The organism is Mesorhizobium ciceri WSM4083, from assembly GCF_000519305.1.
GTDB lineage: Bacteria > Pseudomonadota > Alphaproteobacteria > Rhizobiales > Rhizobiaceae > Mesorhizobium > Mesorhizobium ciceri_B.
On sequence record NZ_JAFG01000008.1, the window covers coordinates 177,987 to 202,778 of the forward strand.

At 63.9% G+C, this 24,792-nt stretch carries 25 protein-coding genes; 14 read left to right on the forward strand and 11 right to left on the reverse strand.

What is annotated here, in order from left to right:
- The first annotated feature begins 21 nt into the window (after nucleotides 1–21).
- The 4 genes from purF to MESCI2_RS0119195 all read left to right on the forward strand — a co-directional run bounded on the left by purF (nucleotide 22) and on the right by MESCI2_RS0119195 (nucleotide 3,429).
- Nucleotides 22–1,491, forward strand: a complete 1,470-nt coding sequence (purF, locus tag MESCI2_RS0119180; protein ID WP_013532528.1) for an amidophosphoribosyltransferase — start codon at nucleotides 22–24, stop codon at nucleotides 1,489–1,491.
- Nucleotides 1,492–1,535: 44 nt separating this feature from the next.
- Entirely contained in the window at nucleotides 1,536–2,276 is a 741-nt protein-coding gene (locus tag MESCI2_RS0119185; protein WP_013532529.1) for an SDR family NAD(P)-dependent oxidoreductase, read from the forward strand.
- 133 nt (nucleotides 2,277–2,409) lie between these two features.
- Nucleotides 2,410–3,039, forward strand: coding sequence for a hypothetical protein (locus MESCI2_RS0119190; protein ID WP_027037985.1), 630 nt, complete (start codon nucleotides 2,410–2,412; stop codon nucleotides 3,037–3,039).
- A 168-nt stretch (nucleotides 3,040–3,207) separates the two neighbouring features.
- On the forward strand, nucleotides 3,208–3,429 hold the full coding sequence (locus tag MESCI2_RS0119195; RefSeq protein WP_013532531.1) for a hypothetical protein: 222 nt from the start codon (nucleotides 3,208–3,210) through the stop codon (nucleotides 3,427–3,429).
- Nucleotides 3,430–3,431: 2 nt separating this feature from the next.
- On the opposite strand, the gene MESCI2_RS0119200 is transcribed toward MESCI2_RS0119195, so the two are convergent.
- A complete protein-coding gene (locus MESCI2_RS0119200; RefSeq protein ID WP_027037986.1) occupies nucleotides 3,432–3,938 on the reverse strand; it encodes an OsmC family protein in 507 nt (168 codons plus the stop codon).
- Nucleotides 3,939–4,141: 203 nt separating this feature from the next.
- On the opposite strand from MESCI2_RS0119200, the gene aguA reads away from it, so the two are divergent.
- Together aguA and MESCI2_RS0119210 are read left to right on the forward strand one after the other, a co-directional pair.
- Nucleotides 4,142–5,248, forward strand: coding sequence for an agmatine deiminase (gene aguA, locus MESCI2_RS0119205; protein WP_027037987.1), 1,107 nt, complete (start codon nucleotides 4,142–4,144; stop codon nucleotides 5,246–5,248).
- A gap of 44 nt (nucleotides 5,249–5,292) precedes the next feature.
- Complete coding sequence (locus MESCI2_RS0119210) at nucleotides 5,293–6,396, forward strand: polyamine ABC transporter substrate-binding protein (protein ID WP_027037988.1); 1,104 nt, start codon at nucleotides 5,293–5,295, stop codon at nucleotides 6,394–6,396.
- A gap of 21 nt (nucleotides 6,397–6,417) precedes the next feature.
- Here MESCI2_RS0119210 and MESCI2_RS0119215 read toward each other — a convergent pair whose 3' ends face one another.
- A complete protein-coding gene (locus MESCI2_RS0119215) occupies nucleotides 6,418–7,212 on the reverse strand; it encodes a helix-turn-helix transcriptional regulator (protein WP_245270390.1) in 795 nt (264 codons plus the stop codon).
- A 61-nt stretch (nucleotides 7,213–7,273) separates the two neighbouring features.
- Between MESCI2_RS0119215 and MESCI2_RS0119220 the strand changes: the two genes are divergently transcribed.
- From MESCI2_RS0119220 to MESCI2_RS0119230, 3 genes are all read left to right on the forward strand, one after another.
- Nucleotides 7,274–8,791 carry a S10 family peptidase gene (locus MESCI2_RS0119220; RefSeq protein ID WP_027037990.1) on the forward strand — a complete coding sequence of 506 codons (1,518 nt, stop codon included), beginning with the start codon at nucleotides 7,274–7,276 and terminating at the stop codon, nucleotides 8,789–8,791.
- Between the two features lie 178 nt (nucleotides 8,792–8,969).
- Nucleotides 8,970–9,857 carry a DMT family transporter gene (locus tag MESCI2_RS0119225; protein ID WP_027037991.1) on the forward strand — a complete coding sequence of 296 codons (888 nt, stop codon included), beginning with the start codon at nucleotides 8,970–8,972 and terminating at the stop codon, nucleotides 9,855–9,857.
- A gap of 60 nt (nucleotides 9,858–9,917) precedes the next feature.
- The gene (locus MESCI2_RS0119230) at nucleotides 9,918–10,844 is read left to right on the forward strand and encodes a DMT family transporter (RefSeq protein WP_027037992.1); all 927 of its coding nucleotides are present in this window, start codon (nucleotides 9,918–9,920) and stop codon (nucleotides 10,842–10,844) included.
- A 133-nt stretch (nucleotides 10,845–10,977) separates the two neighbouring features.
- Here MESCI2_RS0119230 and MESCI2_RS0119235 read toward each other — a convergent pair whose 3' ends face one another.
- On the reverse strand, nucleotides 10,978–11,835 hold the full coding sequence (locus tag MESCI2_RS0119235; RefSeq protein WP_027037993.1) for a LysR substrate-binding domain-containing protein: 858 nt from the start codon (nucleotides 11,833–11,835) through the stop codon (nucleotides 10,978–10,980).
- Nucleotides 11,836–11,947: 112 nt separating this feature from the next.
- Between MESCI2_RS0119235 and MESCI2_RS0119240 the strand changes: the two genes are divergently transcribed.
- Nucleotides 11,948–12,355, forward strand: coding sequence for a tautomerase family protein (locus tag MESCI2_RS0119240; RefSeq protein WP_027037994.1), 408 nt, complete (start codon nucleotides 11,948–11,950; stop codon nucleotides 12,353–12,355).
- Nucleotides 12,356–12,467: 112 nt separating this feature from the next.
- A complete protein-coding gene (locus MESCI2_RS0119245) occupies nucleotides 12,468–14,690 on the forward strand; it encodes an AMP-binding protein (RefSeq protein WP_027037995.1) in 2,223 nt (740 codons plus the stop codon).
- A 27-nt stretch (nucleotides 14,691–14,717) separates the two neighbouring features.
- On the opposite strand, the gene MESCI2_RS0119250 is transcribed toward MESCI2_RS0119245, so the two are convergent.
- The 6 genes from MESCI2_RS0119250 to MESCI2_RS0119275 all read right to left on the reverse strand — a co-directional run bounded on the left by MESCI2_RS0119250 (nucleotide 14,718) and on the right by MESCI2_RS0119275 (nucleotide 20,797).
- Nucleotides 14,718–15,536: a CDP-alcohol phosphatidyltransferase family protein gene (locus MESCI2_RS0119250; protein WP_027037996.1), complete on the reverse strand. Its 819-nt coding sequence runs from the start codon at nucleotides 15,534–15,536 to the stop codon at nucleotides 14,718–14,720.
- A gap of 3 nt (nucleotides 15,537–15,539) precedes the next feature.
- Nucleotides 15,540–16,238, reverse strand: coding sequence for a phosphatidylserine decarboxylase (locus tag MESCI2_RS0119255; RefSeq protein ID WP_027037997.1), 699 nt, complete (start codon nucleotides 16,236–16,238; stop codon nucleotides 15,540–15,542).
- Nucleotides 16,239–16,522: 284 nt separating this feature from the next.
- A complete protein-coding gene (locus MESCI2_RS0119260) occupies nucleotides 16,523–16,870 on the reverse strand; it encodes a hypothetical protein (protein ID WP_027037998.1) in 348 nt (115 codons plus the stop codon).
- Between the two features lie 106 nt (nucleotides 16,871–16,976).
- Nucleotides 16,977–18,857, reverse strand: coding sequence for an ABCB family ABC transporter ATP-binding protein/permease (locus MESCI2_RS0119265; protein ID WP_027037999.1), 1,881 nt, complete (start codon nucleotides 18,855–18,857; stop codon nucleotides 16,977–16,979).
- Nucleotides 18,858–18,879: 22 nt separating this feature from the next.
- Nucleotides 18,880–19,212, reverse strand: coding sequence for an ArsR/SmtB family transcription factor (locus tag MESCI2_RS0119270; protein WP_027038000.1), 333 nt, complete (start codon nucleotides 19,210–19,212; stop codon nucleotides 18,880–18,882).
- A 97-nt stretch (nucleotides 19,213–19,309) separates the two neighbouring features.
- Nucleotides 19,310–20,797: a LysM peptidoglycan-binding domain-containing protein gene (locus MESCI2_RS0119275; protein WP_027038001.1), complete on the reverse strand. Its 1,488-nt coding sequence runs from the start codon at nucleotides 20,795–20,797 to the stop codon at nucleotides 19,310–19,312.
- A gap of 143 nt (nucleotides 20,798–20,940) precedes the next feature.
- Between MESCI2_RS0119275 and MESCI2_RS0119280 the strand changes: the two genes are divergently transcribed.
- The gene (locus MESCI2_RS0119280; protein WP_027038002.1) at nucleotides 20,941–21,552 is read left to right on the forward strand and encodes a TIGR00730 family Rossman fold protein; all 612 of its coding nucleotides are present in this window, start codon (nucleotides 20,941–20,943) and stop codon (nucleotides 21,550–21,552) included.
- A gap of 48 nt (nucleotides 21,553–21,600) precedes the next feature.
- Here MESCI2_RS0119280 and MESCI2_RS0119285 read toward each other — a convergent pair whose 3' ends face one another.
- A complete protein-coding gene (locus tag MESCI2_RS0119285) occupies nucleotides 21,601–22,509 on the reverse strand; it encodes a LysR substrate-binding domain-containing protein (RefSeq protein ID WP_027038003.1) in 909 nt (302 codons plus the stop codon).
- A 108-nt stretch (nucleotides 22,510–22,617) separates the two neighbouring features.
- Here MESCI2_RS0119285 and MESCI2_RS0119290 point away from each other — a divergent pair, with 108 nt between their 5' ends.
- Both MESCI2_RS0119290 and MESCI2_RS0119295 read left to right on the forward strand, forming a co-directional pair.
- Nucleotides 22,618–22,908: a muconolactone Delta-isomerase family protein gene (locus tag MESCI2_RS0119290; protein ID WP_027038004.1), complete on the forward strand. Its 291-nt coding sequence runs from the start codon at nucleotides 22,618–22,620 to the stop codon at nucleotides 22,906–22,908.
- 177 nt (nucleotides 22,909–23,085) lie between these two features.
- Nucleotides 23,086–24,084, forward strand: a complete 999-nt coding sequence (locus MESCI2_RS0119295; RefSeq protein WP_027038005.1) for a transporter — start codon at nucleotides 23,086–23,088, stop codon at nucleotides 24,082–24,084.
- 17 nt (nucleotides 24,085–24,101) lie between these two features.
- Here MESCI2_RS0119295 and MESCI2_RS0119300 read toward each other — a convergent pair whose 3' ends face one another.
- The gene (locus tag MESCI2_RS0119300; RefSeq protein WP_027038006.1) at nucleotides 24,102–24,788 is read right to left on the reverse strand and encodes a glutathione S-transferase family protein; all 687 of its coding nucleotides are present in this window, start codon (nucleotides 24,786–24,788) and stop codon (nucleotides 24,102–24,104) included.
- Nucleotides 24,789–24,792 lie beyond the last annotated feature (4 nt).

Below are 24,792 nucleotides of genomic sequence, written 5' to 3' on the forward strand. Positions count from 1 at the left end.
GCGATTTTAGCGGAGCTTAAGATGGCAGACGCAGACGACGTGCTTTCCGCCGAGGCCGACGACCATTTCCACGACGAATGCGGTGTGTTCGGCATTTTCGGCCGGCAGGACGCGGCAGCCATCGTTACATTGGGCCTGCATGCGCTGCAGCATCGCGGCCAGGAAGCGGCCGGCATCGTTTCCTATGACGGCAGCCAGTTCCATGTCGAACGCCATGTCGGCCTGATCGGCGACACCTTCACCAAGCAGCGCGTCATCGACAGCCTGCAAGGCAACCGCGCCATCGGCCACACGCGCTACGCCACGACAGGCGGCGCCGGCATGCGCAACATCCAGCCGTTTTTCGCCGAACTGGCCGATGGCGGCTTCGCCGTCGCCCACAACGGCAATCTGACCAACGCCATGACCGTGCAGCGCGCGCTGCAGAAGCAAGGCGCGATCTTCTCCTCCACCTCCGATACCGAGACGCTTTTGCACCTCGTCGCCACCAGCAAGGAGCGCGATTTGAACTCGCGCTTCATCGATGCGGTGCGGCAGGTCGAGGGCGCCTTCTCGCTGGTGGCGATGACGGCCAAGAAGATGATCGGTTGCCGCGATCCGCTCGGCATCCGGCCGCTGGTGCTGGGCGATCTCGACGGCGCCTGGATCCTGGCCTCCGAAACCTGCGCGCTCGACATCATCGGCGCGCGTTTCGTTCGCGACCTGAAGCCCGGCGAGATGGTCGTCGTCACCTCCAAGGGCATCGAGAGCCTGTTCCCCTTCGAGCCGCAGAAGACCCGCTTCTGCATCTTCGAATATGTCTATTTCGCGCGGCCGGATTCCTCGGTCGAAGGCCGCAATGTCTATGAGGTGCGCAAGCGAATCGGCGCCGAGCTGGCGGTCGAAAGCCCGGTCGAGGCCGACATCGTCGTGCCGGTGCCGGATTCGGGCACGCCGGCGGCGATCGGCTTCAGCCAGGCGGCGGGCATTCCCTTCGAGCTCGGCATCATCCGCAACCATTATGTCGGCCGCACCTTCATCCAGCCGGGCGATTCGATCCGCCACATGGGCGTCAAGCTGAAGCACAATGCCAACCGCCGCATGATCGAGGGCAAGCGCGTGGTGCTGGTCGACGACAGTATCGTGCGCGGCACCACCAGCCAGAAGATCGTGCAGATGGTGCGCGACGCCGGCGCCAAGGAGGTGCATATGCGCATCGCCTCACCGCCGACACGCGCCTCCTGCTTCTACGGTGTCGACACGCCGGAGAAATCGAAGCTCCTGGCATCGCGCATGTCGATCGAGGAAATGGCCGAGTTCATCCGCGTCGATTCGCTCGGCTTCCTCACCATTGACGGGCTCTACCGCGCGGTCGGCGAGGCCAGCCGCGACAACGACCAGCCGCAATTCTGCGACGCCTGCTTCACCGGCCAGTATCCGACCCGCCTGCTCGACTTCGAAGGCCACGACAATGTGCGCACGCTGTCGCTGCTGGCGACGAGCGGGACGTAGGCCGGACCGTCATCAGCGTTAGTCAAATTCCCGGAATCCATCGCATGACCCTCGACCTTTCCGGCCGCGTTGCGGTCGTTACCGGCGCCTCGCGCGGCATCGGCTATTTCATTGCCAAGGAATTGGCTGCCGCCGGCGCGCATGTCATTGCGGTGGCGCGCACTGTCGGAGGACTGGAAGAGCTCGACGACCAGATCAAGGCGGCCGGCGGCCAGGCGACACTGGTGCCGCTCGACCTCGCCGACATGGCCGGCATCGACCGCCTGGGCGGCGCCATCCACGAACGCTGGGGCAAGCTCGACATTCTCGTCGCCAATGCCGGCGTGCTCGGCGTCATCTCGCCGATCGGTCATGTCGAAGCAAAAACCTTCGAGAAGGTGATGACCATCAACGTCACCTCGACCTGGCGGCTGATCCGCTCCGTCGACCCCCTGCTGCGGCTCTCCGACGCCGGGCGAGCGATCATCCTGTCTTCCAACGCAGCGCACTCGGCGCGTGCCTTCTGGGCACCCTACGCGGCTTCCAAGGCCGCGGTGGAGACGATGATGCGCTCCTGGGCGCATGAGACGCAGAGCCTGCCGCTCCGGGTCAATGCCGCCGACCCCGGCGCCACCCGCACCGCCATGCGTGCCCAGGCAGTGCCGGGCGAAGATCCCGAGACGTTGCCGCATCCCTCCGAGATCGCCAAACGCATCGTGCCGCTGGCCAGCCCGGACCTGAAAGAGACCGGATTGATCTTCCAGGCCAAGCACAATCGGTTCGTCGCCTATCGCCAGCCGGAATAAAACTAGAGCCTTTTTTGCCGCATGCCGCTTTCCCAAAAACCGCTGCGCACTTTTAAGCGACATGCGTAGGGATTAAACGGGCCTCCGGAAACGTTTCTTCGACGTAGTCGAAGCTCAAACCGGAGGAACCACCATGCGTAAACCGCTTCTCGCCACCGCCGCCACCCTGATCGCAGCCGCGGGCGCCGCTTACTCGCAAGATGCCAAGATGAGCTTCTTCGTCACCAGTGTCGGTTCCGGCAAGGGTGCCGACCTCGGCGGCCTCAAGGGCGCCGACGCGCATTGCGCATCGCTGGCGGAAGCCGCCGGTGTCACCGGCAAGAGTTGGGCTGCCTACCTGTCGACCAGCGACACCGACGCCCGCGACCGTATCGGCAAGGGACCGTGGGTGAACGCCAAGGGCGTCAAGATCGCTGACGACGTCGCCTCGTTGCACAGCGATGCCAACGGCATCACCAAGCAGACGGCGCTCAACGAGAAAGGCGAAGAGGTCAACGGCCGCGGCGACACGCCGAACCGCCACGACGTGCTGACCGGCTCCAAGCCCGACGGCACCAAGATCGCCGACCAGACCTGCAGCGACTGGACGATGAGCGGGGCGGAAGGCGCCGCTATGATGGGCCATCATGACCGCACGGGCCTCGACGATTCGGCTGCCGCCAAATCCTGGAATTCCTCGCACGCCTCGCGCGGCGGCTGCGGCCAGGAGGCACTGAAGGGCACCGGGGGCGATGGCTTGTTCTATTGTTTTGCCACCAACTGAGCCGATTGCGCTTCGAAATCGGGCTGGGAAACCCGCCGTCACATCACTCGGCTGTGATGTGACGGCGGGAAGCTGTGCGGCGGTCATGCTTTCGTCATTTCCATGGAGTTGGTAGGGTCACAGCGACTCCCACAACAAGCGCCCAACTGGCAGAACAAGGAAATCCCCATGGCTACGACCGCAGCAGCGTTGGTCTGGTATCTGGTAATCGCCGGCCCGCAAGGCGGCATGGTCGTGCTGCCCAGCACCTTCGACAAGCGCGAACAGTGCACCGCCGCCATCACCGAATATCAGAAGCAGCCGACACCGGCCGGCTGGTCGGTGCAATGCGTGCCGAGCGCCTCGCCATTCACTGACGAGGGCGACGCCGAAGAACCGTCAGCACAGTAAGATCAGCGGTGTGCGCTGACCGTCAGCTCCGGCTTCTGGCTGATGGTCTGGAACACCACGCAATAACGCTCGGTCAGCTTCAGCAGCGAGTCTATCCGCTCCTGCGGCTCATCGGTGTCGAGGTTGAAATTGAGCCGGATGGCGCGAAAGCCGACCGGTGCATCCTTGGCGACACCGAGCGTGCCGCGAAAATCGAGATCGCCTTCGGCCTCCACCGTGGCGGCGCCGAGCTTGAACTCGAGCGCCGTCGCCACCGCCTTCAGCGTCACTCCGGCGCAGGCGACCAACGCCTCCAGCAGCATGTCGCCCGAGCAGAGCTCAAGTCCTGAGCCGCCTGTTGCCGGATGCAGGCCGGCGATGGCGAGCGCCCTGCCCGTCTCCACCTTGCAGGCAACCGACTGGTCGTCGATCGAGCCCCTGGCGCGAAGCGTGATCAGCGCCTGCGAAGCATCGTCACGATAGGCCTGCTTCAGCGGCGCCTGCATGGCCTTCAGTTCGGTCGCATCCATCCGCTTTCCCCTTTCGTCGACTGCTTGCGTCACCGGCATACGCCGTCCGGTCGAGATTTGCGCCGATCACCGTGGGAAGGCAATGCCGTTCCGCAACGGGAGACAGCCGCCAACACCGATATCCCAAATGGGACATTGACGGACAAGGTCCCAAAAACGTCTGATCCGGGCAAGTCATCACTCCATTTCCCGGCGGTCCCCAGATGCCCCGTACCCTCTCGACAAGGCCGAAACAGGATGGGTTTCGCGCGCCCGGCGAATTCGAACCCAAATCAGGCTGCTGGATGATCTGGCCGGAGCGGCCGGACACCTGGCGCCTCGGCGCCAAGCCGGCGCAAAAACTGTTCGTCGATGTCGCCGCGGCGATCGCGCAAAGCGAGCCGGTGACGGTGGCGGCCTCCGCTCGCCAATGGCAGAATGCCAGGGCGCGATTGCCCGGCCATGTGCGCGTCGTGGAAATGTCCACCAACGATTCCTGGCTGCGCGACAGCGGTCCCAATTTCGTCGTCAACGATCAAGGCGACGTGCGTGGCGTCGATTGGATCTTCAACGCCTATGGCGGTTTTGACGGCGGCCTCTACGCGCCATGGGACCTGGATGACCTGGCGGCGCAAAAAGTGCTCGAAATCGAGAACATGGATCGCTACCGCGCACCTCTGATTGCCGAGGGTGGCGGGTTGCAATGCGACGGCCAGGGCACCCTCATCACGACGGAGCAATGCCTGCTCAACCGAAATCGCAACGCTCATCTCGGCAAGGCCGAGGTGGAGCGTCAGCTCAGCGACTATCTCGGCGTCGACACCGTCATCTGGCTGCCACGCGGCTTTGCGTTCGACGAGACCGACGGCCATGTCGACGACGTGTGCTGCTTCGTGCGCCCCGGCGTGGTCGTGCTGAGCTGGACCGACAATCGGGACGACCCGCAATATGAGATCGTGCGCGAGGCCGAGGCGGTGTTGCGTTCGGCCCGTGATGCGCGTGGCCGGGCGCTGGAGGTCCACCGGCTGCCGCATCCCTTGCCGATCGAGATGACGCCGGAAGAAAGCGACAGCGTGGACCGGCTCGATGCGACCTGGGCGCGACCGGCCGGAAACCGGATCGCGGCGAGCTACGTCAACTACTATCCGGGCAACAGCGTCGTGGTGGTACCGCAGTTCGGCTGCGATCTCGATGTGAAGGCCAAGCAGACGTTGGCCGAGTTGTTTCCCGATCACCGAATAGTCGGCATCGAAAACTCGCGCGAGATCCTGCTGGGCGGCGGCAATGTCGCCTGCATCACCTTGCCGGTCTATGCCCCGCAACGGCGTTGAGGGATGACGCTCGCCAAAAACCAGCAGCGAAAAGGAGAACACTCATGCGCACTCTGATCTTCTCAACCCTGCTTGCCGGGCTTGCTTGCGGCATCTGCGCCGGCGCGGCGTCGGCGGACGAGGAAAAAGTCGTCAACGTCTACAACTGGTCCGACTACATCGCGCCGGACACGGCCGAGAAATTCGAGAAGGAAACGGGCATCAAGGTTCGCTACGATGTCTATGACGGCAACGAGGTGCTCGAAACAAAGCTGCTCACCGGCGGCTCGGGATATGACGTGGTCTACCCTTCAGCCTATCCGTTCCTGAAGAACCAGGTGAAAGCAGGCGCTTTCCTGGAACTCGACAGATCGAAGCTTGCCAACCATTCGAAGATCGATCCGCAAGCCCTCGCGCTGATCGCGGGCGCCGACCCGCAGAACCTGCATGCCGTGCCCTATATGGCCGTCACCGACGGCATTGGCTACAACGTCGCCGCGGTGAAGCAGCGGCTGCCGGACGCGCCGACGGATTCCTTCGCCATGGTCTTCGACGTCGATGTGGTCAAGAAGCTGTCCGATTGCGGCGTGGCTATCATCGATGCGCCGGCTGAAGTCATCCCGATGGCGATGAACTACCTTCACATCAACCCCAAATCGACCAGTCCCGACGACCTCGCCAAGGTCGAGGACCTGATGGGCAAGGTGCGGCCCTACATCCGCTATTTCCATTCGTCGAAATACATCAACGACCTCGCCAACGGCGACATCTGTGTGGTGTTGGGCTGGTCGGGCGACATACTGCAGGCAAGGACCCGTGCGGCGGAATCCGTGAAGAAGCTGGAGATCGCCTATTCCATCCCCAGAGAAGGCACGCTCATCAACTTCGATACGATGGCGGTGCCGAAAGATGCGCCGCATCCCGACAACGCCCAGGCCTGGATCAACTTCAATCTGCGGCCCGATATCGCCGCGGCCAATTCCAGCTATGTCTCCTACGCCAATGCGATACCGGAGTCCCTGCTGCTGATGGACAAGGCCATAGCCAGCGATCCCGGCGTCTTTCCACCTGATGCCGTGAAGGCCAAGCTGTTCGTGGTGGACAACAACGACCCAAAGTGGCTGCGATCACAAAACCGCATGTGGACGCGCATCGTGACGGGACAATAGAGCCGGCGGAAGCTGTCAGGCTCAAGCGGCTTCGCGGATGGCCGCCAGCAACTCGACCTGGGAGTGCACGCCGAGCTTGCTATAGATTTGCTTGATGTGGTTGCGGACGGTGCCGGGCGAGATGGCGAGGCTTCGCGAAATCGTCTTGGCGTTGCCACCCTCGACCAGATGCCGCGCAATCTCGGTCTCGCGCCTGCTCAGCCGCGAGCGAGCGTCACCGATTGCGGCGCCCTTGTGCCAGAAGCGGCACAGATGAAGCAATCTTTCCAAAATGAGCCTTGTCGCGCTGCTTGCCGCGCAAGCCGTTGCCAGATCCTGCTCGCCAAACGGTTCTGCCCCGTTTCGCCTGAGAAAAGTGACATAGCCAGCGGTCAGCCCGTCGAGATTGAACACCCCGGTGATCTCGTCGAAACTGTCGGAAGGGCCGAAGAATTCGCGATAGTAGGGGGTGTGCTGGAAGTCGCCATTGCGGAGTGCCGACAGCGGCAACAGGAAATCCTGCCTTGTGCTGGCGAACCTCTGGAAGAAAGGATCCTGGCGATACAGTCGTGCATCGTAGTCGCGGTTCCAGCGATCGGGACCGGCATCGTCGATGGTCAGGGATGTGATGTCGCGACGGTAAAGGCCGACATAGGCGCGGTCGGAGCCAAGCAACTCGCTCGCCGCTGCCGTGAAGCGAGCCGACAATTCTTCGGGAGTTGCGGCAACGGCCGCAGCGGCGACACCGCCGCTCCAGCGTCCGAGCTGATCGAGGGAAACGTTCGACTGCATTGCGGTGCACAGTAGCGCAAGCCGTAGCAAGTTCAAAACAGCCATTTTCCTTTGACTTCGATCCTCTCGGCCATACCTATGCGGCAGTCGTTGTCGCGGAGCCATCATGCCGGCCAAGCTGAAACTGATCTGTCTTATCCTGCCGATGCTCGCCGTCCTGGCGCAGCCCGTCCTGGCTGAAACGGCGGAGCGGCCGGCACCCGCGGGTGGCGTGCTGTCCCTGCTGCCACCGCCGCAGACCACCAGCCATTCGATCACACTGGCCGGAAGCAAGCTGGATTACCAGGCAAAGGCGGCGACCCTGTCGCTGCTATCGGGCAAGGGCGACGTCACGGCGGAGATCTTCTATGTCGCTTACACGCTGGAGCCACCGGCAAGCGGGGCCAAAGACCCGCAGCGGCCGATCACCTTCGTGTTCAACGGCGGCCCTGGAGCAGCGTCCGCCTATCTGCATATCGGCGCGCTCGGCCCGCGTATAATCGCAATGGGAGCCGACGGCGAATTCCTGCCCTCACCGCAAAGACTGATCGACAATCCCGACAGCTGGCTCGACATGACCGATCTCGTCTTCGTCGATCCGGTCGGAACCGGCTACAGCCGCGAGGCGCCGGGCCAGGACACGCGCGATTTCTGGGGCGTCAACCAGGATGCCAGCTCGATTGGCGCCTTCATCCGGCTCTATCTCGCGCAGAACGGCCGCACCGGGTCGCCGCTGTTCCTCGCCGGCGAAAGCTATGGCGGGTTCCGCGCGGCGCTGCTCGCCAGGACATTGCAAGAAGATATCGGCATCAGTCCGAACGGCATCGTGCTGATCTCGCCGGCGCTGGAGTTCACGCTGGTGCAGCCCGACGAATTTGAGCCGCTGCATTGGGCGCTTGAACTGCCTTCACTGGCGGCGGTGCGGCTACGCACCGAAGGCGTCAGCGGCGATGCATTGCGGGAGAAGCTGGCAGACGTCGAACATTATGCGATGGGCGATTACCTTACGGCAATCACCAGCGGATTGGAGCAAGGCAGGCGGCTGGCCAGCCAACGCGTGGCTGAGATCACCGGCCTGCCGCTCGACCTCGTGCAGCGGAACTCCGCCCGCATCCCGACCGGCCTGTTTGCCAGGGAGTTCGCCCGTGCCAGCGGCAAAGTACTCAGCCCCTATGACGCCATGATCGGCACGGCCGACATCGCGCCCGAGAGCGCCCGCATCGCCGGCCCTGATCCGGTGCTCGACCGCAGCGTGCCGGCGCTGACGTCGGCTTTTGTCGGCTATATCAGTGACGAACTGAATTTCCGCACCGATGTCAGCTATCGGCTGCTCAATGGCGAAATCAGCCACAATTGGGATTACGGGACCAGCGCCTCACGGCAAGGCTATGCCGGGGTGATGGACGATCTGCAGCGCGCACGCTCGCTGAACCCTTCGCTCGGCGTCGTGATCGTCAACGGCTACACCGACCTAGTCACGCCGTACCTCGCCTCGCGCTACCTGGTGAACCAGGTCCCGTCGCTCGCCAATGCCAAGCCTATCCGTCTCGATGTCGTCGAGGGCGGGCACATGATGTATTTCAGATCCGACGGTCGGCGCGCGCTGAAAGAAGCCGCTACGGAGCTTTACCAGGCGACGCAATAGGCTTGGCGACAGTGCAACTCGCCATCGACCCCTGCCCCAACATAAGCACCGGGCTGGCGTAGCGCCGCAGCGGTTTTCGCCCGTATAGCTTGGTGCCAAGGGAGCTGAATTCACGGCTCACTTGTGTCGCTCCTCACAGCATTTCTGCCGCTCCGGCAAATTTGGTCCCACGCGCCTTATGGCCGATATCGCCATTCTCGAAACACGCGAGCGGGTTCTTGCAGGCATACTGCTGACCGGTGCGGCATATCTCTTGTTTTCGACGCAGGATGCTTCGATCAAGCTGCTGGTCGTCGGCATGAGCGTCTGGCAGATCATGTTCTTCCGCAGCATAACCATTCTGGGTGCCTGTGCGGCGATCGGCGGACGACAGTTGTTTGCCGACGCGATGCGCTCGCCGATCGTGCGGCCGATGCTGGTGCGCAGTGCCTTCACGCTTGCTGCGTGGCTCTGTTACTACAACGCCGCGCGCAGCCTGCAGCTCGCCGAGCTGACCACCGTCTATTATGCGGCCCCGATCATCGTCACAGTGCTTTCGGTGTTCCTGCTCGGCGAAAAGGTGCCGATGCTGCGCTGGCTGGCGGTGCTGATCGGCTTTGCCGGCGTGTTCATCGCTTGCGATCCGACCCATCTCGGCCTGTCCGTGCCGGTGCTGCTGGTGCTGGCGGCGGCCTTTTTGTGGGGCATCGCCATCGTGCTCTTGCGCAAGACCGCCCTTGCCGAGCGCTCGATGATCCAGCTCCTGCTCAACAATTTCTATTTCCTGCTGTTTTCGGCGGCGCCGGCATCGTTGTGGTGGCGGACACCGGACGGGGCTCAGTTGCTGCTCCTTGCCAGCGTCGGCGCACTCGGCGGCCTGGCACAATACCTTCTCTTCGAAGGCATGAAGCGCACACCGGCCTCGGTTCTCGCTCCGCTGGAATACACCTCGCTGCTGTGGGCATTCGCACTCGGCTTTGCGATCTGGGGCGACGTGCCGCGTCGCGAGGTGTTCCTGGGCGCTGCGCTGATCGTCGCCGCCGGCCTGTTGATCGTCGGCACCGAGCATTTCCGCAAACGGCTATGATGTGCATGGCCATGATTGCTGACACTACGATGTCAGGACCAAGCGGCGTAGGCTGGTTGCATGACTGACATTGCAGCCGCCACCGACACCGCCGCGGAGCGCACGCCCGGCATCATCCTGGTATCGTCCTCGGCCGCTGTCTTCGGCCTGACGGGCGTGCTGACGAAATCGATCCATGCCGACCCGTTGACCATCATCTGCTGGCGCGGCTTTGTCGGCGCGATCCTGATCAGCTTCTATGTGCTGTGGCGGCGCCGCCGTTCCGGCAACCGCGAAACGCTGCGGCTTGGCTGGCGCGGCTGGCTGCTGGCGGTGGAAGGTGCGCTGGCCAGCATCGCCTTCATATCGGCGTTCAAGTTCACCTTCGTTGCCAATGTCGCCGTCATCTATGCCACAGCACCTTTCGTCACCGCACTGCTGGCCTGGGTTCTCACGCGCGAACCCTTCCGGCTGCAGACGATGGTCGCCGCCGCCGTGTCGCTGTGCGGCGTGGCGATCATGGTCTGGTCCGGCTTCGGCAGCGGCAATCTGTTCGGCGACGGACTGGCACTGCTGATGACCATCGGCAGCGGCCTCTACATGATCATGGTACGCGCCTTCCGCGACACGCCCGTGGTGTGGGCCGGTGCGGTTTCGGCCTTCCTTCTGTTCGTGCTCGGCTGGTTCGTCACCGATCCGCTGGCGGTTTCGCCAAGGGATGCGGTTCTGCTCGCCACTTTCGGCGCGTCCTTCGCGCTGTCCTCGATCCTGTGGACGGAGGGGGCGCGGCTCATCCCGCCAGCCGAATCCGGGCTGCTCGGCTCGGCCGAAGTGCCGTTCGCGATCCTGTTTGCCTTCCTGTTCCTGGGCGAGATTGCACCAGCCGCCAGCATGATCGGCGGCGTCATCGTGTTGTGCGCGGTGTTCGCCCATGCGGGGCGGGTTTGGCTGATGGCCCGCTCGCAACGCATGGCCGGCCCGCAACGCGTGGCGTCAAATATTTCTTAAAAAAGTGACGCGGTCACGGAACCATCATCCGGGTCAGGCATTATGGCTGCGACGGGCCATCCCCAAGTCCCCCCAAACCCCTCGGCCCGTCCTACTCCAAGCCGACCGTAAGGTCGGCTTTTTCTTTGGGCATTCAACCGCCCGGCAGGGCAAGGTTGCCACTGAGAAGGGCCGCCAGATCGCCCGCCGGACCATCGGAGCCAGCGCGCAACCGGATGGCGAACTCAGCCATTGGAACATGCGGCAGGCCAAGCTCGCGCGGCGCCTCGACAATGCCGGAATGGGCAAAGCGAGCCGTTCGCAGCGTCAGCGCGACACCGGCGTTCACCGCCGTGCGCAGGCCGGCCAGACTGGCGCTGCCGGCAGCGATGCGGTAGCGGCGGCCGGCAGCATCGAGTGCGGCAAGTGCTGCCTCGCGAAAACCGCAATACGGATCGAGCAGCGCCAGCGGCAATTCCTCCTGCCGCGAAGCCAGCCCTTTTTGTGAGCATAGCCATATCATCGGCTCCCGCAGCACGCCGACTTCGTCGGGCGCTGCCGCCTGGCGCATGACGATCGCCAGATCGAGGCCGCCAGACTGCAGCGCCTGGACCAGGTCGGCGGAACGGCCGACCCGCAGTTCGATCCTGATGCGCGGATGGCTGCCGGCAAAGGCACGCAGCAGATCCGGCAGGCCGCTGTCGGCGAAATCCTGCGTCGTGCCGATGGCGACGCGCCCGGCAGCGCGCGCGCCCTTCAGTGCCAGCCAAGCCTCGCGATGGGCGGCAAGGATCCGCCTGGCATGGCCGACGAGGTCTTCGCCTGCAGGGGTCAAGCCGCGTCCTCGCCCTTGCGGCGCCAGCAGCGGCTCACCGACGATTTCCTCCAGCCGCTGCATCTGGGCGGTCACCGCCGAGGGCGAACGGCCGACGCTTGCAGCCGCCTGGGCCAGCGAGCCGCTGTCGACGAAAGCAAGGAAGGTTCGGAGCAGATCGGGATCCAGCGTTTCCATACTTCGATATTATCGAAGCTTCAGTTAAAAACAATTCGATTTTTTTGATCTAAAGGTGGTGGCATGGTTGTTTCAACGGCGATCGGACGCCGCTCAAGCCAAGGAGAAGAAAATGCCAATCATCACCGTCAGCATCACCGGCAAGCCCGACGCGGCGCTTTCCGCTCGCATCGCAAAGGAGGCTACCGAAATCACCGCCACGCAGCTGCGCAAGGACCCGACGATCACGGCAGTTGCCGTGTCCTATGTCGATCCGCAGCACTGGTTCGCCGGCGGCAAGTCGCTGGCCGAGCACGGCACCAACACGTTCTGGCTTGATATCAAGGTGGTCGACGGCACCAACACCAAGCTTGAGCTGGAAGCCTATCTGAAGGCGATCTTCGCGGCCTTCGGCCGTCTGCTGGGCGGCGTGCATGAGGAGAGCTACGCCTTCGTGCATGAAGTGCCTGCAGCCGCTTACGGCTATGGCGGCAAGACGCAGGAATTTCGTTTCATCAGTGGACGGCTGCAGGCGGCGTGAGAAGCAGCTTCCCGCACCAAGCTCCGCATTGACCTTGCTCCCACATCGTCTAGGTTCTGGCCGACACGGCCGCAAAGAGCCGCGATGCTAAAAACGTTGGGAGAGACGCGGCATGATCCTGACACTGGCGCTGCTTGCGGGTCTTGTTCTGGCCTGGCTGCTGATCGGCGTGGCGGAAAAATTCCGCCTCGGCCTGCGCTTTGCCCAGGCGCTGCTCTATGTGCCGTTCAAGCTCGCCTACCGGATCGGAGATAGCCGCATCAGGATCGCCCGCAAGGCGCAGGCTCCAGTTATCTACGTCATCTCGCATCAATCGCGCTTCGAGCCGGCGCTGATGCTGTCGCTGCTGCCGGAAGACACGCTGCATATTCTCGATGAGGTCTCGGCGCGCTCGCCGTGGCTCGAACCTTGGCGCGAGCTTGGCCGTACCATCGCCTTCAACGCCGAACATGTCTTCGTCAGCCGCCGGTTGGTGCGGGTGCTGAAGGGCAACGGCCGGCTCGCTGTCTATCTGCCGGATGCGGTCGAGCCTGACGTCAAGACGTTTCGGCTGTTTCGTGCAGTCACCCGCATCGCCATGCAGGCCGATGCCAAGATCGTGCCGATCTTCGTTGGCGGCGCGCGCAGCCTGCCGGTGTCGCTGACGCCCGCGGACAAGGCACCACGACACTGGTTTCCGCAGCTGTCGATCAGCGTGCTGGAGCCGATGACCATCGCCGAACTGGTGGCGCGCAATCCCGAGCAGGCCTCGAACACCAATGCGCTGTTCGACCGTGTCGCCGAGGCGCGGCTCTTCGGCACCAACCTCGATCGTGGCCTGTTCCTGGCCATGCGCGATGCCGCCGACCGCGTCGGCGCTTCGCATACCATCATCGAGGACGTGATCTCCGGGGCGCTGAGCTACCGCAAGCTGTTCATCGGCGCCCGCGTCCTGGGCAGGCGCTTCGAGGCGGTGACGGCCCCGGGCGAGGCGGTCGGCGTGATGCTGCCCAATGCCAACGGCGTCGTGCTGTCGCTCACCGGCCTTCTGTCGGCCGGCCGGGTGGCGGCGATGATCAACTATACGGCCGGGCCGGCGAGCGTCACTGCGGCCGTGCGCACGGCGGTGATAAGGACCGTGATTTCGTCCCGCGCGTTCGTCGAGAAGGCCGACCTTGCCAATATCGTCGCGGCGGTCGAAAAGGGTGGTGCCAGGCTGCTTTGGCTGGAGGATGTGCGGGAGAGCGTCACCGCGCTCGACAAGCTTGCCGCCGCCTTGCTGTGGCGCTGGCCACTGCAGCGGCAGGATGCGGCCAAGCCGGCGGTGATCCTGTTTACCTCGGGCTCGGAAGGCACGCCGAAGGCGGTCGTGCTGTCGCACAAGAACCTTTACGCCAACGCCATGCAGGCCGAAGCGCGGATCACCATCTCGCCTGCCGACATCCTGCTCAACGTGCTGCCAGTGTTCCATTCCTTCGGCCTGACGGGCGGCACCATCCTGCCGCTGGTCACCGGGGTGAAGCTGTTCCTCTACCCCTCGCCGCTGCACTACAAGATCATCCCCGAGGTTGCGCGCAAGGTGAAACCGACCATCATGTTCGGCACCGACACATTCCTCGCCAACTATGCGCGCACCGCCAAGGACGGCGATTTTTCCAGCCTGCGCTTCGTCGTCGCCGGCGCCGAGGCGGTGAAGCCGGAAACCCGCCGCATCTATCGCGAGCGTTTCCAGGCCGAGATCATCGAAGGGTTCGGGCTGACGGAGGCGGCACCGGTGGTTGCCGTCAACACGGCAATCCATGGCCGCGACGGCACGGTCGGCCGGCTGCTGCCGGCCATGCGCATGAAGCTCGAGCCGATTGAGGGCATTTCCGACGCCGGCCAATTGTGGCTCGACGGACCGAACCTGATGATGGGCTATATGACATCGGACCGCCCCGGTGAATTGCAGCCGCTGACCGGCTGGCACGACACCGGCGACATCGTTGCCGTCGACCGCGAAGGCTTCATCACCATTCGCGGACGCGCCAAGCGCTTCGCCAAGATCGCCGGCGAGATGGTGTCGCTGGGGGCGGTCGAGATGCTGGTGCAGTCGCTGTGGCCGGAAGAACGCCATGCGGCGGTAGCGGTGCCGGACAAGAGGCGCGGCGAGCGCATCGTGCTGGTCACCACCGCCGACGATGCCAATCCCGACGACTTGCGCAAATTCGGCAAACAGGCCGGTGCGGCCGAACTGATGGTGCCCAACGACATCGTCAAGGTGGAGGAAATCCCGGTGCTGGGGTCCGGCAAGACCGACTATGTGTCGACGAGGAAACTGGCGATCGACAGGCTGGGGCTCGGCCTCGCGGCCTGAGTCAGATCAAGCACTTCCGCAGACCTTCTAACCTATATCCGAAGGCGGCACCTTCTCGCCCTCCAGTTTGGCGCGCTTCGAATAGGCGCCCACACTGAACGGCAGGAAGATCAGGTAGCCGGCAACCGAAGCGGTCAGCGTGTACCAGGGGTAGGTCATCAGCAGGAGTACGTAGAGCACGACACCCAGGATGATCGGCAACACCCTGTCGCCCGGGATTTTCAGGCTCTTGCCGGAATAGACAGGCAGGCGGCTGACCAGGAGGAACGCGACCAGGATGGTGAAGCCGGTGGCGACGAAGGCCGCTGGGCGACTGGGCTCCAGACCTGTGCGCAGGAAATAGAGATAAAGCGGCAGCATCACCAGCACGGCGCCAGCCGGCGCCGGCACGCCGACGAAATATTCGGACTGCCATATGGGGCGATCGCCCTTCTCGTCGTCGAGCACGTTGAAACGGGCGAGGCGCAGCCCGCAGGCGATGGCGAACAGAAGTGCCGCGATCCAGCCCGGCGAGCCGGCGCGGTCGAGCAGGAAGGCATAGAGCACCAGAGCCGGCGCCACGCCGAAATTGACGATGTCGGCCAGCGAATCCATCTGAGCGCCGAATTTGGATGTCGCCTTCAGCATCCGCGCCAGGCGGCCGTCAATGCCGTCGAGGAAGGCGGCAAGCAGCACCATCACCACCGCCGGCTCGAAGCGGCCTTCGAAGCCGAAGCGGATGCCCGACAGGCCGGCGCAAATGGCGAGCACGGTGACCAGATTGGGCAGCACCATGCGCATCGGGATTTCGCGGATGCGCGGACCGCCGCTGGCATGGGCCTCGAACTTTTTGTATTGCGTGCCCACCGGTCAGGAAACCCGAACAAGAGGCGTGCCGGCAATACCGCCGAATTCAGCCAGCACGGTTTCGCCGCCAACCGCAGTCTGGCCGACGGCAACGCGCGGCGTGGCGGTCAGGGGCAGGAACACATCGACGCGCGAGCCGAAGCGGATCAGGCCGAAACGCTCGCCAGTGCCGATCGAGCCACCCGCCTCGGCCCAGCAGACGATGCGGCGCGCCACCAGGCCGGCGATCTGGACGGCCACGACCGTGCCGTTGGGGCTCTCTATGACCAGGCCGTTGCGCTCGTTCTCGGTGCTGGCCTTGTCCAGTTCCGCATTGAGGAATTTGCCCGGCCGATGTTCGATTTTCGCAATACGGCCGCGCACCGGGGCGCGGTTCACGTGGCAGGAGAAGACGTTCATGAACACCGAGATGCGGGTCATCTCGGCATTGCCGAGGCCGAGTTCGCGCGGCGGCACGGCGGGTCCGACCGCCGAGATGATGCCGTCGGCGGGGCTGACCACCAGGCGGTCGTCGACCGGGGTGACGCGCTCGGGATCGCGGAAGAAATAGACGCACCAGACGGTCAGGATCAGACCGATCCAGAACAGGATCGAGGAGAAATAGCCGAGGAAAAGCGTCGCCGCGCCAAAGGCCGCGATGAAGGGATAGCCTTCGCGATGGATCGGTACGAATGCGTTCTTGACCGTATCGACAAGGCTCATCTGTTAAAAACAGGCTCCGTTTCCAAGTCCGGCCTCAATAGCCGAAAGCCCCCCTCGCCGCAACGCAACAATAGGCAAGGCCATATTGGTTGCGCCGGCAGGGGTCGCGATCCGCTTGCCCGGTCAGTGTCGCTGTCGGCAGAATTCGGGATACCGACGGTTCAAGGCGCGGAAAAAGGTTGCCCGTCCTTGATCCCAAATCCGAAGACGTTCTGACGCCCGTACCGGCCCGGCGCTCAAAGTCGAAGCGCCGGCACCTGGCATCGGTTGGCCGTAACGGCTTTCTACAGCCCCGGAATCCGCTGATAGTTGGCAATGTCGGCCCGCACCCCAAGCCGAGCGATCGTCTCCTGCGGGTTGAAAGCGATGCGCTCGTGCGCGGCCTTGACGATCGGCACGACGTTGTCGACGGCCGCCTGGCTTTCCCATTCGACGATGGTTACGAGGTTGAATTCGCCCGGCCCGGAGAATTGCTCGAGCAGGAAGTCCTGAACGAAGCCCTGTTGCAGGCGCAGCAATTCATGCGTTGTCCTGACCTTGGCGAGTATCTCCTCGCGGGCAGCGGCCGGAACGACGAATTTGTCCACCCTGAACACGCTGCCACCGTCAACGTTCTGATTTGTCTTGCTCATTTCGATTGCTCCGTTCCTGGATCCTGGTGTTTTGGGCTCCAGGAACGGCCTACAATCTCAACTTAAGTTGAGGTCAAGCGCAAAAATCAACTCACACGCCGAACCTTCAATTCACCTCAGACGTGCGCCGGCGAACGATGACGCCGAGCTCGTCGCCCTCGCGGGCGATGCGTAGGCGCTCTTCGGCTTCGGTCGCCTCGCGCTGGCGGTCCCACATCGAGGCGTAGAGGCCATGCTTGCGCATCAGCTCGGCATGGGTGCCGCGCTCGGCGATCTGGCCGTCCTGCAGCACGATGATCTCATCGGCCGTGATTACCGTCGACAGGCGGTGGGCGATGACGATGGTGGTGCGGCCACGGCTGACCAGATCGAGCGCGGCCTGGATCTCCTGCTCGGTGTGGCTGTCGAGTGCCGAGGTCGCTTCATCGAGCATCAGGATCGGCGGCGCCTTCAAAATGGTGCGGGCGATCGCCACGCGCTGCTTCTCGCCGCCCGAAAGTTTTAGTCCGCGTTCGCCGACCATCGACTTGTAGCCATCGGGCAATCGCTCGATGAACGGACCGATCTGGGCAAGTTCGGCGGCCTTGCGCATATCCTCCTCGCTGGCGCCGATGCGGCCGTAGCGGATGTTGTAGGCGATGGTGTCGTTGAACAGCACGGTGTCCTGCGGCACCATGCCGATCGCGCCGCGCAGGCTCTCCTGCGTCACGTCCCTGATATCCTGGCCGTCGATCAGCACCTGGCCGCCCTGAACGTCGTAAAAGCGGAACAGAAGCCGCGAGATGGTCGACTTGCCGGCACCCGAGGGCCCGACAATGGCGACGGTCTTGCCGGCCGGCACCTCGAAGCTGATGCCCTTCAGGATCTTGCGGTTCGGATCATAGGAGAAATGCACGTCGCGGAACTCGACCTTGCCGGCACTGACCGCGAGCGGCCTGGCATCCGGCTTGTCGACGATCTCCTGCGGCACATCCAAAAGGTCGAACATCTGCTCGATGTCGGTCAGCCCCTGGCGGATTTCGCGGTAGATGAAGCCGATGAAATTGAGCGGCACCGACAGCTGCATCAGCATGGCGTTGATGAAGACGAAGTCACCGACCGTCTGCGTGCCGGCCTGCACTTCAAGTGCCGACATGCACATGACGATAACGGTGCCGAGGCCGAAGATGATGCCCTGGCCGAAATTCAGCCAGCCAAGCGAGGTCCAGATGCGCGTCGCGGCGACCTCGTAGCGTGCCATCGAGCGGTCGAAGCGCTCGGCTTCCATGCTTTCGTTGTTGAAATATTTGACCGTTTCGTAATTGAGCAGCGAGTCGATCGCCTTGGTGTTGGCGTCGGTGTCGCTGTCGTTCATGTCGCGGCGGATCGAGATGCGCCAGTCGCTGGCGCGGACCGTGAACCAGACATAGACCCAGACGGTGACCGCGACGACGACTACGTATTTCCAGCCATAGGTGTAGGCGAAGATGCCGGTTGTCAGCGCGAATTCGAGAATGGTCGGCGCCGTGTTGAGCATGATGAAGCGCACGATCGTCTCGATGCCCTTGGTGCCGCGCTCGATGATGCGCGACAGGCCGCCGGTGCGGCGCTCCAAGTGGAAGCGCAGCGACAGTTGGTGCATGTGAACGAAGGTACGGAAAGCGAGCTGGCGTACCGCGTACTGACCGACGCGGGCAAACAGCGCATCGCGCAACTGATTGAAGCCAAGCTGCACCAGCCGCACGACATTGTAGGCGACGACCAGCATGACCGGCGCCAGCAGGAAACTCGGCAGCGGCGGCACCGATTTGGCGTCGCCGGCCAGCGCGTCGGTCGCCCATTTGAAGAAATAGGGACCTGCGACCAGCGTCAGCTTGGCGACGACCAGCAACAGGGTCGCCCAGGTGACCCGGGCTCTCAGATCGGCGCGATCCGCCGGCCACATATAGGGCCACAAATTGAGCAGCGTCTTGAAGGTCGAGGAGTCGGAGACGGTTTTTTCGGCCATTTTTGGCGCCTTCTTCTTATTTTCAGCGGCCGGAGCAGCAGGAATTGACGAGAGCGGCCACCGATGCGGAGATATCGGCGAGCGCGGCATGGTCGATCGCATAGCGCGAGCGCTGGCGATCGGGCTCGAAGCGAACCAGCCCGGCTTCGACCAGTATTTTCAGATGTTGTGACACGGTGGACTGCGCCAGATCGAACCGATCGACGACCTCGCGGCAGCAGCAGGAATTGCTCGTCGATAGGTGTTTCAGGATTTCGATCCGCGCCGGATGGGAGAGCGCTGCAAGTCGGGCGGCGACCGCACGGCTGTCCGGACCGCCGCATGACGCATTTGTTTCCATCAGGGATTCTGCCATCGTTCATCGGCGATAGACGATGAACGGGCACGGGGCAAGCTAACCATATGGGCAGAGCGCCGGAACCGCCAATCGCTCAACCGTCGGCGCTCAAACCCTACTGCGTCTTGGCCGGCGCTGTCGTTGCCTGCTCGCCCATCGCCTTGAGGTCGGCGGCTTCGCCTTCCTTCGACTTTTCCGGGACCTTGAACACCTGCCCCGGCCAGATGCGGTCGGGATCGCTGATCTGGTCCTGGTTGGCGAGGTAGATGGTCGAGAAGCGCACGCCATGGCCATAGACGCGCCGCGAGATCCGCCAAAGCGTGTCGTTGCGGCGGATGATGACGGCGCCGTCGGCATGTTCGAGCTTGGGGGCCACGGTCTCGGGCACATCGCTCGGCGGCGTCGCTTCCGCCACAACGGCCGGAGCCTCGGTGGCGGGAGCAGGCGTCGTGGCCGGTGCCGTTTCGGCAGGCGCGGCGGCAACGGCTGGCGCCTCGGCAGCCGGAGGCGCTTCGGCGGCGGGTTCGGCAGGCTTGGGCTCGGCAGGCTTGGGCTCCGAGGGCGCCACGGCGGCGACCGCTTCGCCGGGCTCACGCTCGAACGGTACGGCCGCGCGGGCCACAACTGTCACACCGTTGGCATCGAGGCCGTCGACATGGATTGTGTAGCTGCCGACCGGAATGTCGCGCGTCGCCTCGACCAGGAAATGACCATCCGGCGACGTCTGCGCATCACCGAGCAGGATGTCGTTGGCATAGGCGCGCACCTTGCGGCCGGCATCGGCGAGGCCGGCCACAAAAATCTTGCTGCCGTCGATCTCGACCGCTTCGACGACGATCTTGGGCTCGGTCACGCCCGCAGCGGGCGGCGCCGCCGGCGCTGCAGGAGCCGGTGCTGCGTCGACCACGGCTGGCGCTGGGGCGGCTGGTGCCGGAGCACTTGCAGGCGCTTCGGCTGCGGGAGCAGCCGGCTTTGCCGCGGGTGCGGGAACGGTTAGCAATTCGGCCGGCTTGCCCGGCTCCTCGACCATGGCCAGCACCTGCCCAGCCGCATCCTTGGGAACCGAAACGACGGCGGTCTGCACCGAGGGCGTCACGACATCGCCCGTGGTCGCGCGCAGCGCGATCGTATAATCACCGGGCTTCAGCGGATCATCGAGAATGATAACGAAGGCGCCATCGGGACCAGCGACCGTCGAGCCAAGCACCGTCGAGCCGTTGAGGATCTCGACCTTGGCATTGGGCGCCGCATTGCCGGCGACGACAATCGAGCCATTGCTTTCGACGCGCACGACATCGAAGGATGGTGTGATCGGGCCGGCCGCAGCCGGCGCTGCCGGAGCCGCCGCATCCGTTGCCGGTGAGGCTGGTGCCGTTGCCTGGGGCACCACGGCGGGGGCAGCCGGGACCTCCGCTGGTGGCAGCCGCGCTTCCGTGCCGGGATCGGCCGGTTTCGGCGCCGCGGGCGGCGTCAGCGCCGCCACGTTCGCCGGCGGCGTGGGATTGAGATACGGGTCGAGTGCGCCCGATACATAGGCGGTTCCCGCGGCCGCAACGGTCCCACCCGCTGCGAACAGGAACGCCTTCAGTGGATTAATCGCCATATTTCCCTACCCCTTAGCCACCTAACGCCGGTCTAGCCTGTTTTGCCAATGCCGACAAGAAAAACGGGCCGACAAGAAAAAGCCCGGGCTTGTTGACCCTTGGGACTTGACCGCGCTTTCAGACCCAATCACCAATCATCGGCATGAACACGATTCGATCCGTCTGCGTCTATTGCGGCTCGTCTCCGGGCCGCGATGAAACCTATATCAAGGCCGGACACCTGCTCGGACGCTCGATTGCCAAAGCGGGACTGCGGCTGGTCTATGGCGGCGGCACCAAAGGCATCATGGGCGCTGTCGCCGAAGGCGCGCTCAAGGCCGGCGGCAAGGTGACGGGCATCATTCCGCGCTTCCTGATCAACAAGGAGGCGACCGAAACCGCGCTTGACCGGCTTGATGAACTCTTGATCACCGACAACATGCACGAGCGCAAACATAAGATGTTCGAGAAATCCGACGCCTTTGTGGCGCTGCCGGGTGGCATCGGCACGGTCGAGGAGATCATTGAGATCATGACCTGGGGGCAGCTCGGCCATCATCGCAAGCCGATCGTCTTCGGCAATGTCGGCGGATTCTGGGATCCGATGCTGGCGCTGCTCGATCACATGGCCGCCGAGGGCTTCATCCACACCGCGCAACGGGTCAAGCCGCTGGTCGTCGACGACCCCGAAGCAATCGTCGCCGCCATTATGGTGGCAGGGTCCTCCGTCGACGCCCCGACCGAGGGCGTGCAATCGGTGATAGACAAAATGTAGGGGAGTAAGGGAATAGGGCAGTAAGGCAGTATGTGGATCGCCTGGAGTCTACTGCCCTACTGCCCTACTGCCCTCTTCCTCCGCAGCCTGCCGCAAATCCCCAATCACCGCCCGCCGATCCTGCCGCCGCCAGGCGAGATGGATGGCTACGCTGCGCTTAAACCAGGGAAGGTCGCGGAAGACGATCCCCGACGGCGCGGCGGCACGCAGGCTGGCTTGCACCGTCGCCAGGCCGAGACCCGCGCTGACAAGGCCGAGCGAGGTCAGCGGGTCCGCCGTCTCATAGGCGATGCCGGGCACGAAGCCGGCTTCGATGCAAGCGGCAAGGAACTGGCCGCGATTGGTGTCGGCGGGCTGACGCACCACGGTGATCCAGGTGCGGCCGTCGAGATGATGCGGGCGGATGTCGGCGACAGCGGCGAGCGCATCGCCATCGGGTATCGCCAGCACCAGCGGCTCGCGCCGGACCAGCATCGAGGCAATTTCGGGATAGTCGGCCGGTGGCGGCGAATAGACCAGGCCGAGATCGAGTGTGCGCTGGCGCAGCCCTTCCAACTGCGCGGCGGAGCGCAGGCTCATCAGGCTGAGATGCAATTGCGGCCGGTCGCGGCGGAACTGCCTGAGCATCCCAGCGACAAGCCCGGCATGAACGGCGCCTTCGACATAGCCGATGGCGAGCCGGCCGACGGCGCCGCTGGCCAGGTTGCGGCCGAACTCCTCCAAACGTCGCGCATTGGACAGCAGCGCGCGGGCCTCGACGAGGAAGGCGCGGCCCTCGGCGTTGAGGTGGACCCGCTGCTTCGATCTTTCAAAGAGGGAAACACCCAACTGCTCCTCAAGCTGGATGATCTGCCGGCTGAGTGGCGACTGAGAAATATGCAGCATTTCGGCGGCGCGCCCGACATTGCCGGTTTCGGCGACGGTGACGAAATAGCGGAGCTGACGCAGATCGAACATTTTTCTCCAGGCTCCAGTCCCGCCAGGTCTCAACTTTAGCCTAATCAGTCTTGGACAGTCTGACCAGCGGGAGCGATAGTTCGGGCCATCCAACCAAAGGAGATCGCCATGCAGTTCTTTGCCCTTCTCACCCGCAACACCGAAAAATTTGCCGATGCCGATTTCGCGCCACTGCTGCCCAGCGAAGCCGAACAGCGGCGCACGCTCTACGCCGAAGGGGCGATACGCCAGGTGTGGAACCGAGGCGACATCCCGGGCAGCGGCATGATGCTCGAGGCTGCTGACGATGCAGAGGTTCGCGCCCACCTCGCCACCTTGCCTTTGGTCAAGGCCGGCATGATGGACATTGCCGCAATCGTGCCGCTCAAGCCCTACCCCGGCTTCGGCCCGAAGCACTGACCGGGGCACAATCCGGGGGTGGCGAAGGCGTCACCACCGGATTGACGTAGGTGATCGACAGACTGTGATCTTCTGTCAAGAAACCGTCACACGAAACCGGGTTCGCTCGTGCTAGAAATCAAGGCCAGGCAGCCGCCCTGCGGTGCCATCTTCGGAACATGCATCTGGCACCGCCCCATGGATATCACTCTCGCCCCGGAAGGCACCGACCTGTCGCCTTACCTGCCCGACGAGCACGGACTGTTCTTCATCTATCATTTCACCGCTGAGGGCGTGCGAACCAGGGACGCCGCCGCCGCGCACTGGACATGGCGCAGCTACCAGCTTTCCGACATGCGGGCCCGCCATGAGATCGGCGCCGATCAGGCTTTGCCGGCACCGGTGCGCGAAGCTTTCCTGTCCGCCAGCCATGGCTGCCACATCGACCTCGAGGACGACTGGCTCTATGGCGATCTGCCGGACCTGCGCCATGACTATTCGGCGGAAGCGGGCGGGCTTGGCCATTTCCGCTTCGCGCTCAACGACACGATGCTGGTCGGCGCCCGCAAGCAACCGCTGCAGTCGGTCGACAACATCCGCAAGGCGATCGAGAATGGATCGCGCAAGTTCCGCTCGCCGGCCGAGTTGATCGAGGCGGTTGTCGGCCAGTCTTTTGACGGCATGGTGGCTGAACTTGCGGCACTCGGCGACAGCCTCGACGGGATCGAGGATCGCATCGTCTGCGACGCATGGCACAATGAACGGCAATCCCTCGTCGACGCGCGCCGGCATCTGGTGGTGATCCACAGGCAGATGGCGACGCTGACCAATCTGTTTCGCCATCTCGACCACTCGCACCGTAACGACCTGCCCGACAGCATCAACGACATGGCCGCGCGTCTTTCACACAGGGCGCAGACGCTGCACTATGATGGCGAACAATTGCAGGCACGCGCCCGGCTGTTGCAGGACGAGCTTATGGCCAAGCTGACGACGCAGTCGAACCGGCTGCTGTACGTACTGTCGGTGATGACGGCGGTGCTGTTGCCGATGACCATCATCTCGGGCCTGTTCGGCATGAATGTCGGCGGCCTGCCGCTGGTCGACACGCCAATGGGCTTCTGGGTGGTGACGGCGGTAGCGATGGTGATCGCGGGCGCGACCTATCTCTTTGTCAGGCGGCTCGGACAGATGTAACGCCCGCCCGGCGACTTTCACGCCGAGGCGCGAAGATCCTCGATGACGGTGCCGGCGGCGGCGGCTTCCGCTTCGTGGTCGGGCTCGCGCCAGGTCTCGGCCAAGCCAGCCGCATACCATTCGCGCATCGCCGGCAGGGCAATCAATTGCGTTGGATAGGCTGCAGCCGCACCCTCGAAGGAGAGCCCATAGGACTGGGCGCGGAACGCCACAGGGGCAAAGAAAGCGTCGACGGCGGTGAAATGAGCGCCGGCCAGAAACGGCCCGCCGAAACGGGCAAGGCCATCGTTCCAGAGATCGCCGAGGCGAAAGATGTCCTGCTTCAGCGCATCGGACATCGGAAACGGCTTTACCCGCACGCCGCAATTCATCGGACAGGCGCCGCGCAATGCGGTGAAGCTTGAATGCATCTCGGCGGCGGCCGAGCGTGCCCAGGCGCGCGCCTTGGCTTCGATGGGCCACACACCATGATGGCGCTCCGCAAGATACTCGGTGATGGCCAGCGAATCCCAGACCGCCCAACCATCGTCGATCAGGCACGGCACCCGGCCACTCGGGGAGAACGGCCGGTAGAGGCTCCAACTCGATCCGGTCGGGAATGGCGTCAGCCGTTCCTCGAACGGGATGTTCAGCTCTCGCATCAACACCCAGGGCCGCAGCGACCATGAGGAATAATTCTTGTTGGCGATATGCAGCAGGTACATAGGA

Excerpts from the sequence above, each read along its gene's own strand:
- purF (WP_013532528.1), top strand. The coding sequence starts at position 22 with ATGGCAGACGCAGACGACGTGCTTTCCGCCGAGGCCGACGACCATTTC.
- MESCI2_RS0119185 (WP_013532529.1), top strand. The coding sequence starts at position 1,536 with ATGACCCTCGACCTTTCCGGCCGCGTTGCGGTCGTTACCGGCGCCTCG.
- MESCI2_RS0119190 (WP_027037985.1), top strand. The coding sequence starts at position 2,410 with ATGCGTAAACCGCTTCTCGCCACCGCCGCCACCCTGATCGCAGCCGCG.
- MESCI2_RS0119195 (WP_013532531.1), top strand. The coding sequence starts at position 3,208 with ATGGCTACGACCGCAGCAGCGTTGGTCTGGTATCTGGTAATCGCCGGC.
- MESCI2_RS0119200 (WP_027037986.1), bottom strand. The coding sequence starts at position 3,938 with ATGGATGCGACCGAACTGAAGGCCATGCAGGCGCCGCTGAAGCAGGCC.
- aguA (WP_027037987.1), top strand. The coding sequence starts at position 4,142 with ATGCCCCGTACCCTCTCGACAAGGCCGAAACAGGATGGGTTTCGCGCG.
- MESCI2_RS0119210 (WP_027037988.1), top strand. The coding sequence starts at position 5,293 with ATGCGCACTCTGATCTTCTCAACCCTGCTTGCCGGGCTTGCTTGCGGC.
- MESCI2_RS0119215 (WP_245270390.1), bottom strand. The coding sequence starts at position 7,212 with ATGGCTGTTTTGAACTTGCTACGGCTTGCGCTACTGTGCACCGCAATG.
- MESCI2_RS0119220 (WP_027037990.1), top strand. The coding sequence starts at position 7,274 with ATGCCGGCCAAGCTGAAACTGATCTGTCTTATCCTGCCGATGCTCGCC.
- MESCI2_RS0119225 (WP_027037991.1), top strand. The coding sequence starts at position 8,970 with ATGGCCGATATCGCCATTCTCGAAACACGCGAGCGGGTTCTTGCAGGC.
- MESCI2_RS0119230 (WP_027037992.1), top strand. The coding sequence starts at position 9,918 with ATGACTGACATTGCAGCCGCCACCGACACCGCCGCGGAGCGCACGCCC.
- MESCI2_RS0119235 (WP_027037993.1), bottom strand. The coding sequence starts at position 11,835 with ATGGAAACGCTGGATCCCGATCTGCTCCGAACCTTCCTTGCTTTCGTC.
- MESCI2_RS0119240 (WP_027037994.1), top strand. The coding sequence starts at position 11,948 with ATGCCAATCATCACCGTCAGCATCACCGGCAAGCCCGACGCGGCGCTT.
- MESCI2_RS0119245 (WP_027037995.1), top strand. The coding sequence starts at position 12,468 with ATGATCCTGACACTGGCGCTGCTTGCGGGTCTTGTTCTGGCCTGGCTG.
- MESCI2_RS0119255 (WP_027037997.1), bottom strand. The coding sequence starts at position 16,238 with ATGAGCCTTGTCGATACGGTCAAGAACGCATTCGTACCGATCCATCGC.
- MESCI2_RS0119260 (WP_027037998.1), bottom strand. The coding sequence starts at position 16,870 with ATGAGCAAGACAAATCAGAACGTTGACGGTGGCAGCGTGTTCAGGGTG.
- MESCI2_RS0119265 (WP_027037999.1), bottom strand. The coding sequence starts at position 18,857 with ATGGCCGAAAAAACCGTCTCCGACTCCTCGACCTTCAAGACGCTGCTC.
- MESCI2_RS0119270 (WP_027038000.1), bottom strand. The coding sequence starts at position 19,212 with ATGGCAGAATCCCTGATGGAAACAAATGCGTCATGCGGCGGTCCGGAC.
- MESCI2_RS0119275 (WP_027038001.1), bottom strand. The coding sequence starts at position 20,797 with ATGGCGATTAATCCACTGAAGGCGTTCCTGTTCGCAGCGGGTGGGACC.
- MESCI2_RS0119280 (WP_027038002.1), top strand. The coding sequence starts at position 20,941 with ATGAACACGATTCGATCCGTCTGCGTCTATTGCGGCTCGTCTCCGGGC.
- MESCI2_RS0119285 (WP_027038003.1), bottom strand. The coding sequence starts at position 22,509 with ATGTTCGATCTGCGTCAGCTCCGCTATTTCGTCACCGTCGCCGAAACC.
- MESCI2_RS0119290 (WP_027038004.1), top strand. The coding sequence starts at position 22,618 with ATGCAGTTCTTTGCCCTTCTCACCCGCAACACCGAAAAATTTGCCGAT.
- MESCI2_RS0119295 (WP_027038005.1), top strand. The coding sequence starts at position 23,086 with ATGGATATCACTCTCGCCCCGGAAGGCACCGACCTGTCGCCTTACCTG.
- MESCI2_RS0119300 (WP_027038006.1), bottom strand. The coding sequence starts at position 24,788 with ATGTACCTGCTGCATATCGCCAACAAGAATTATTCCTCATGGTCGCTG.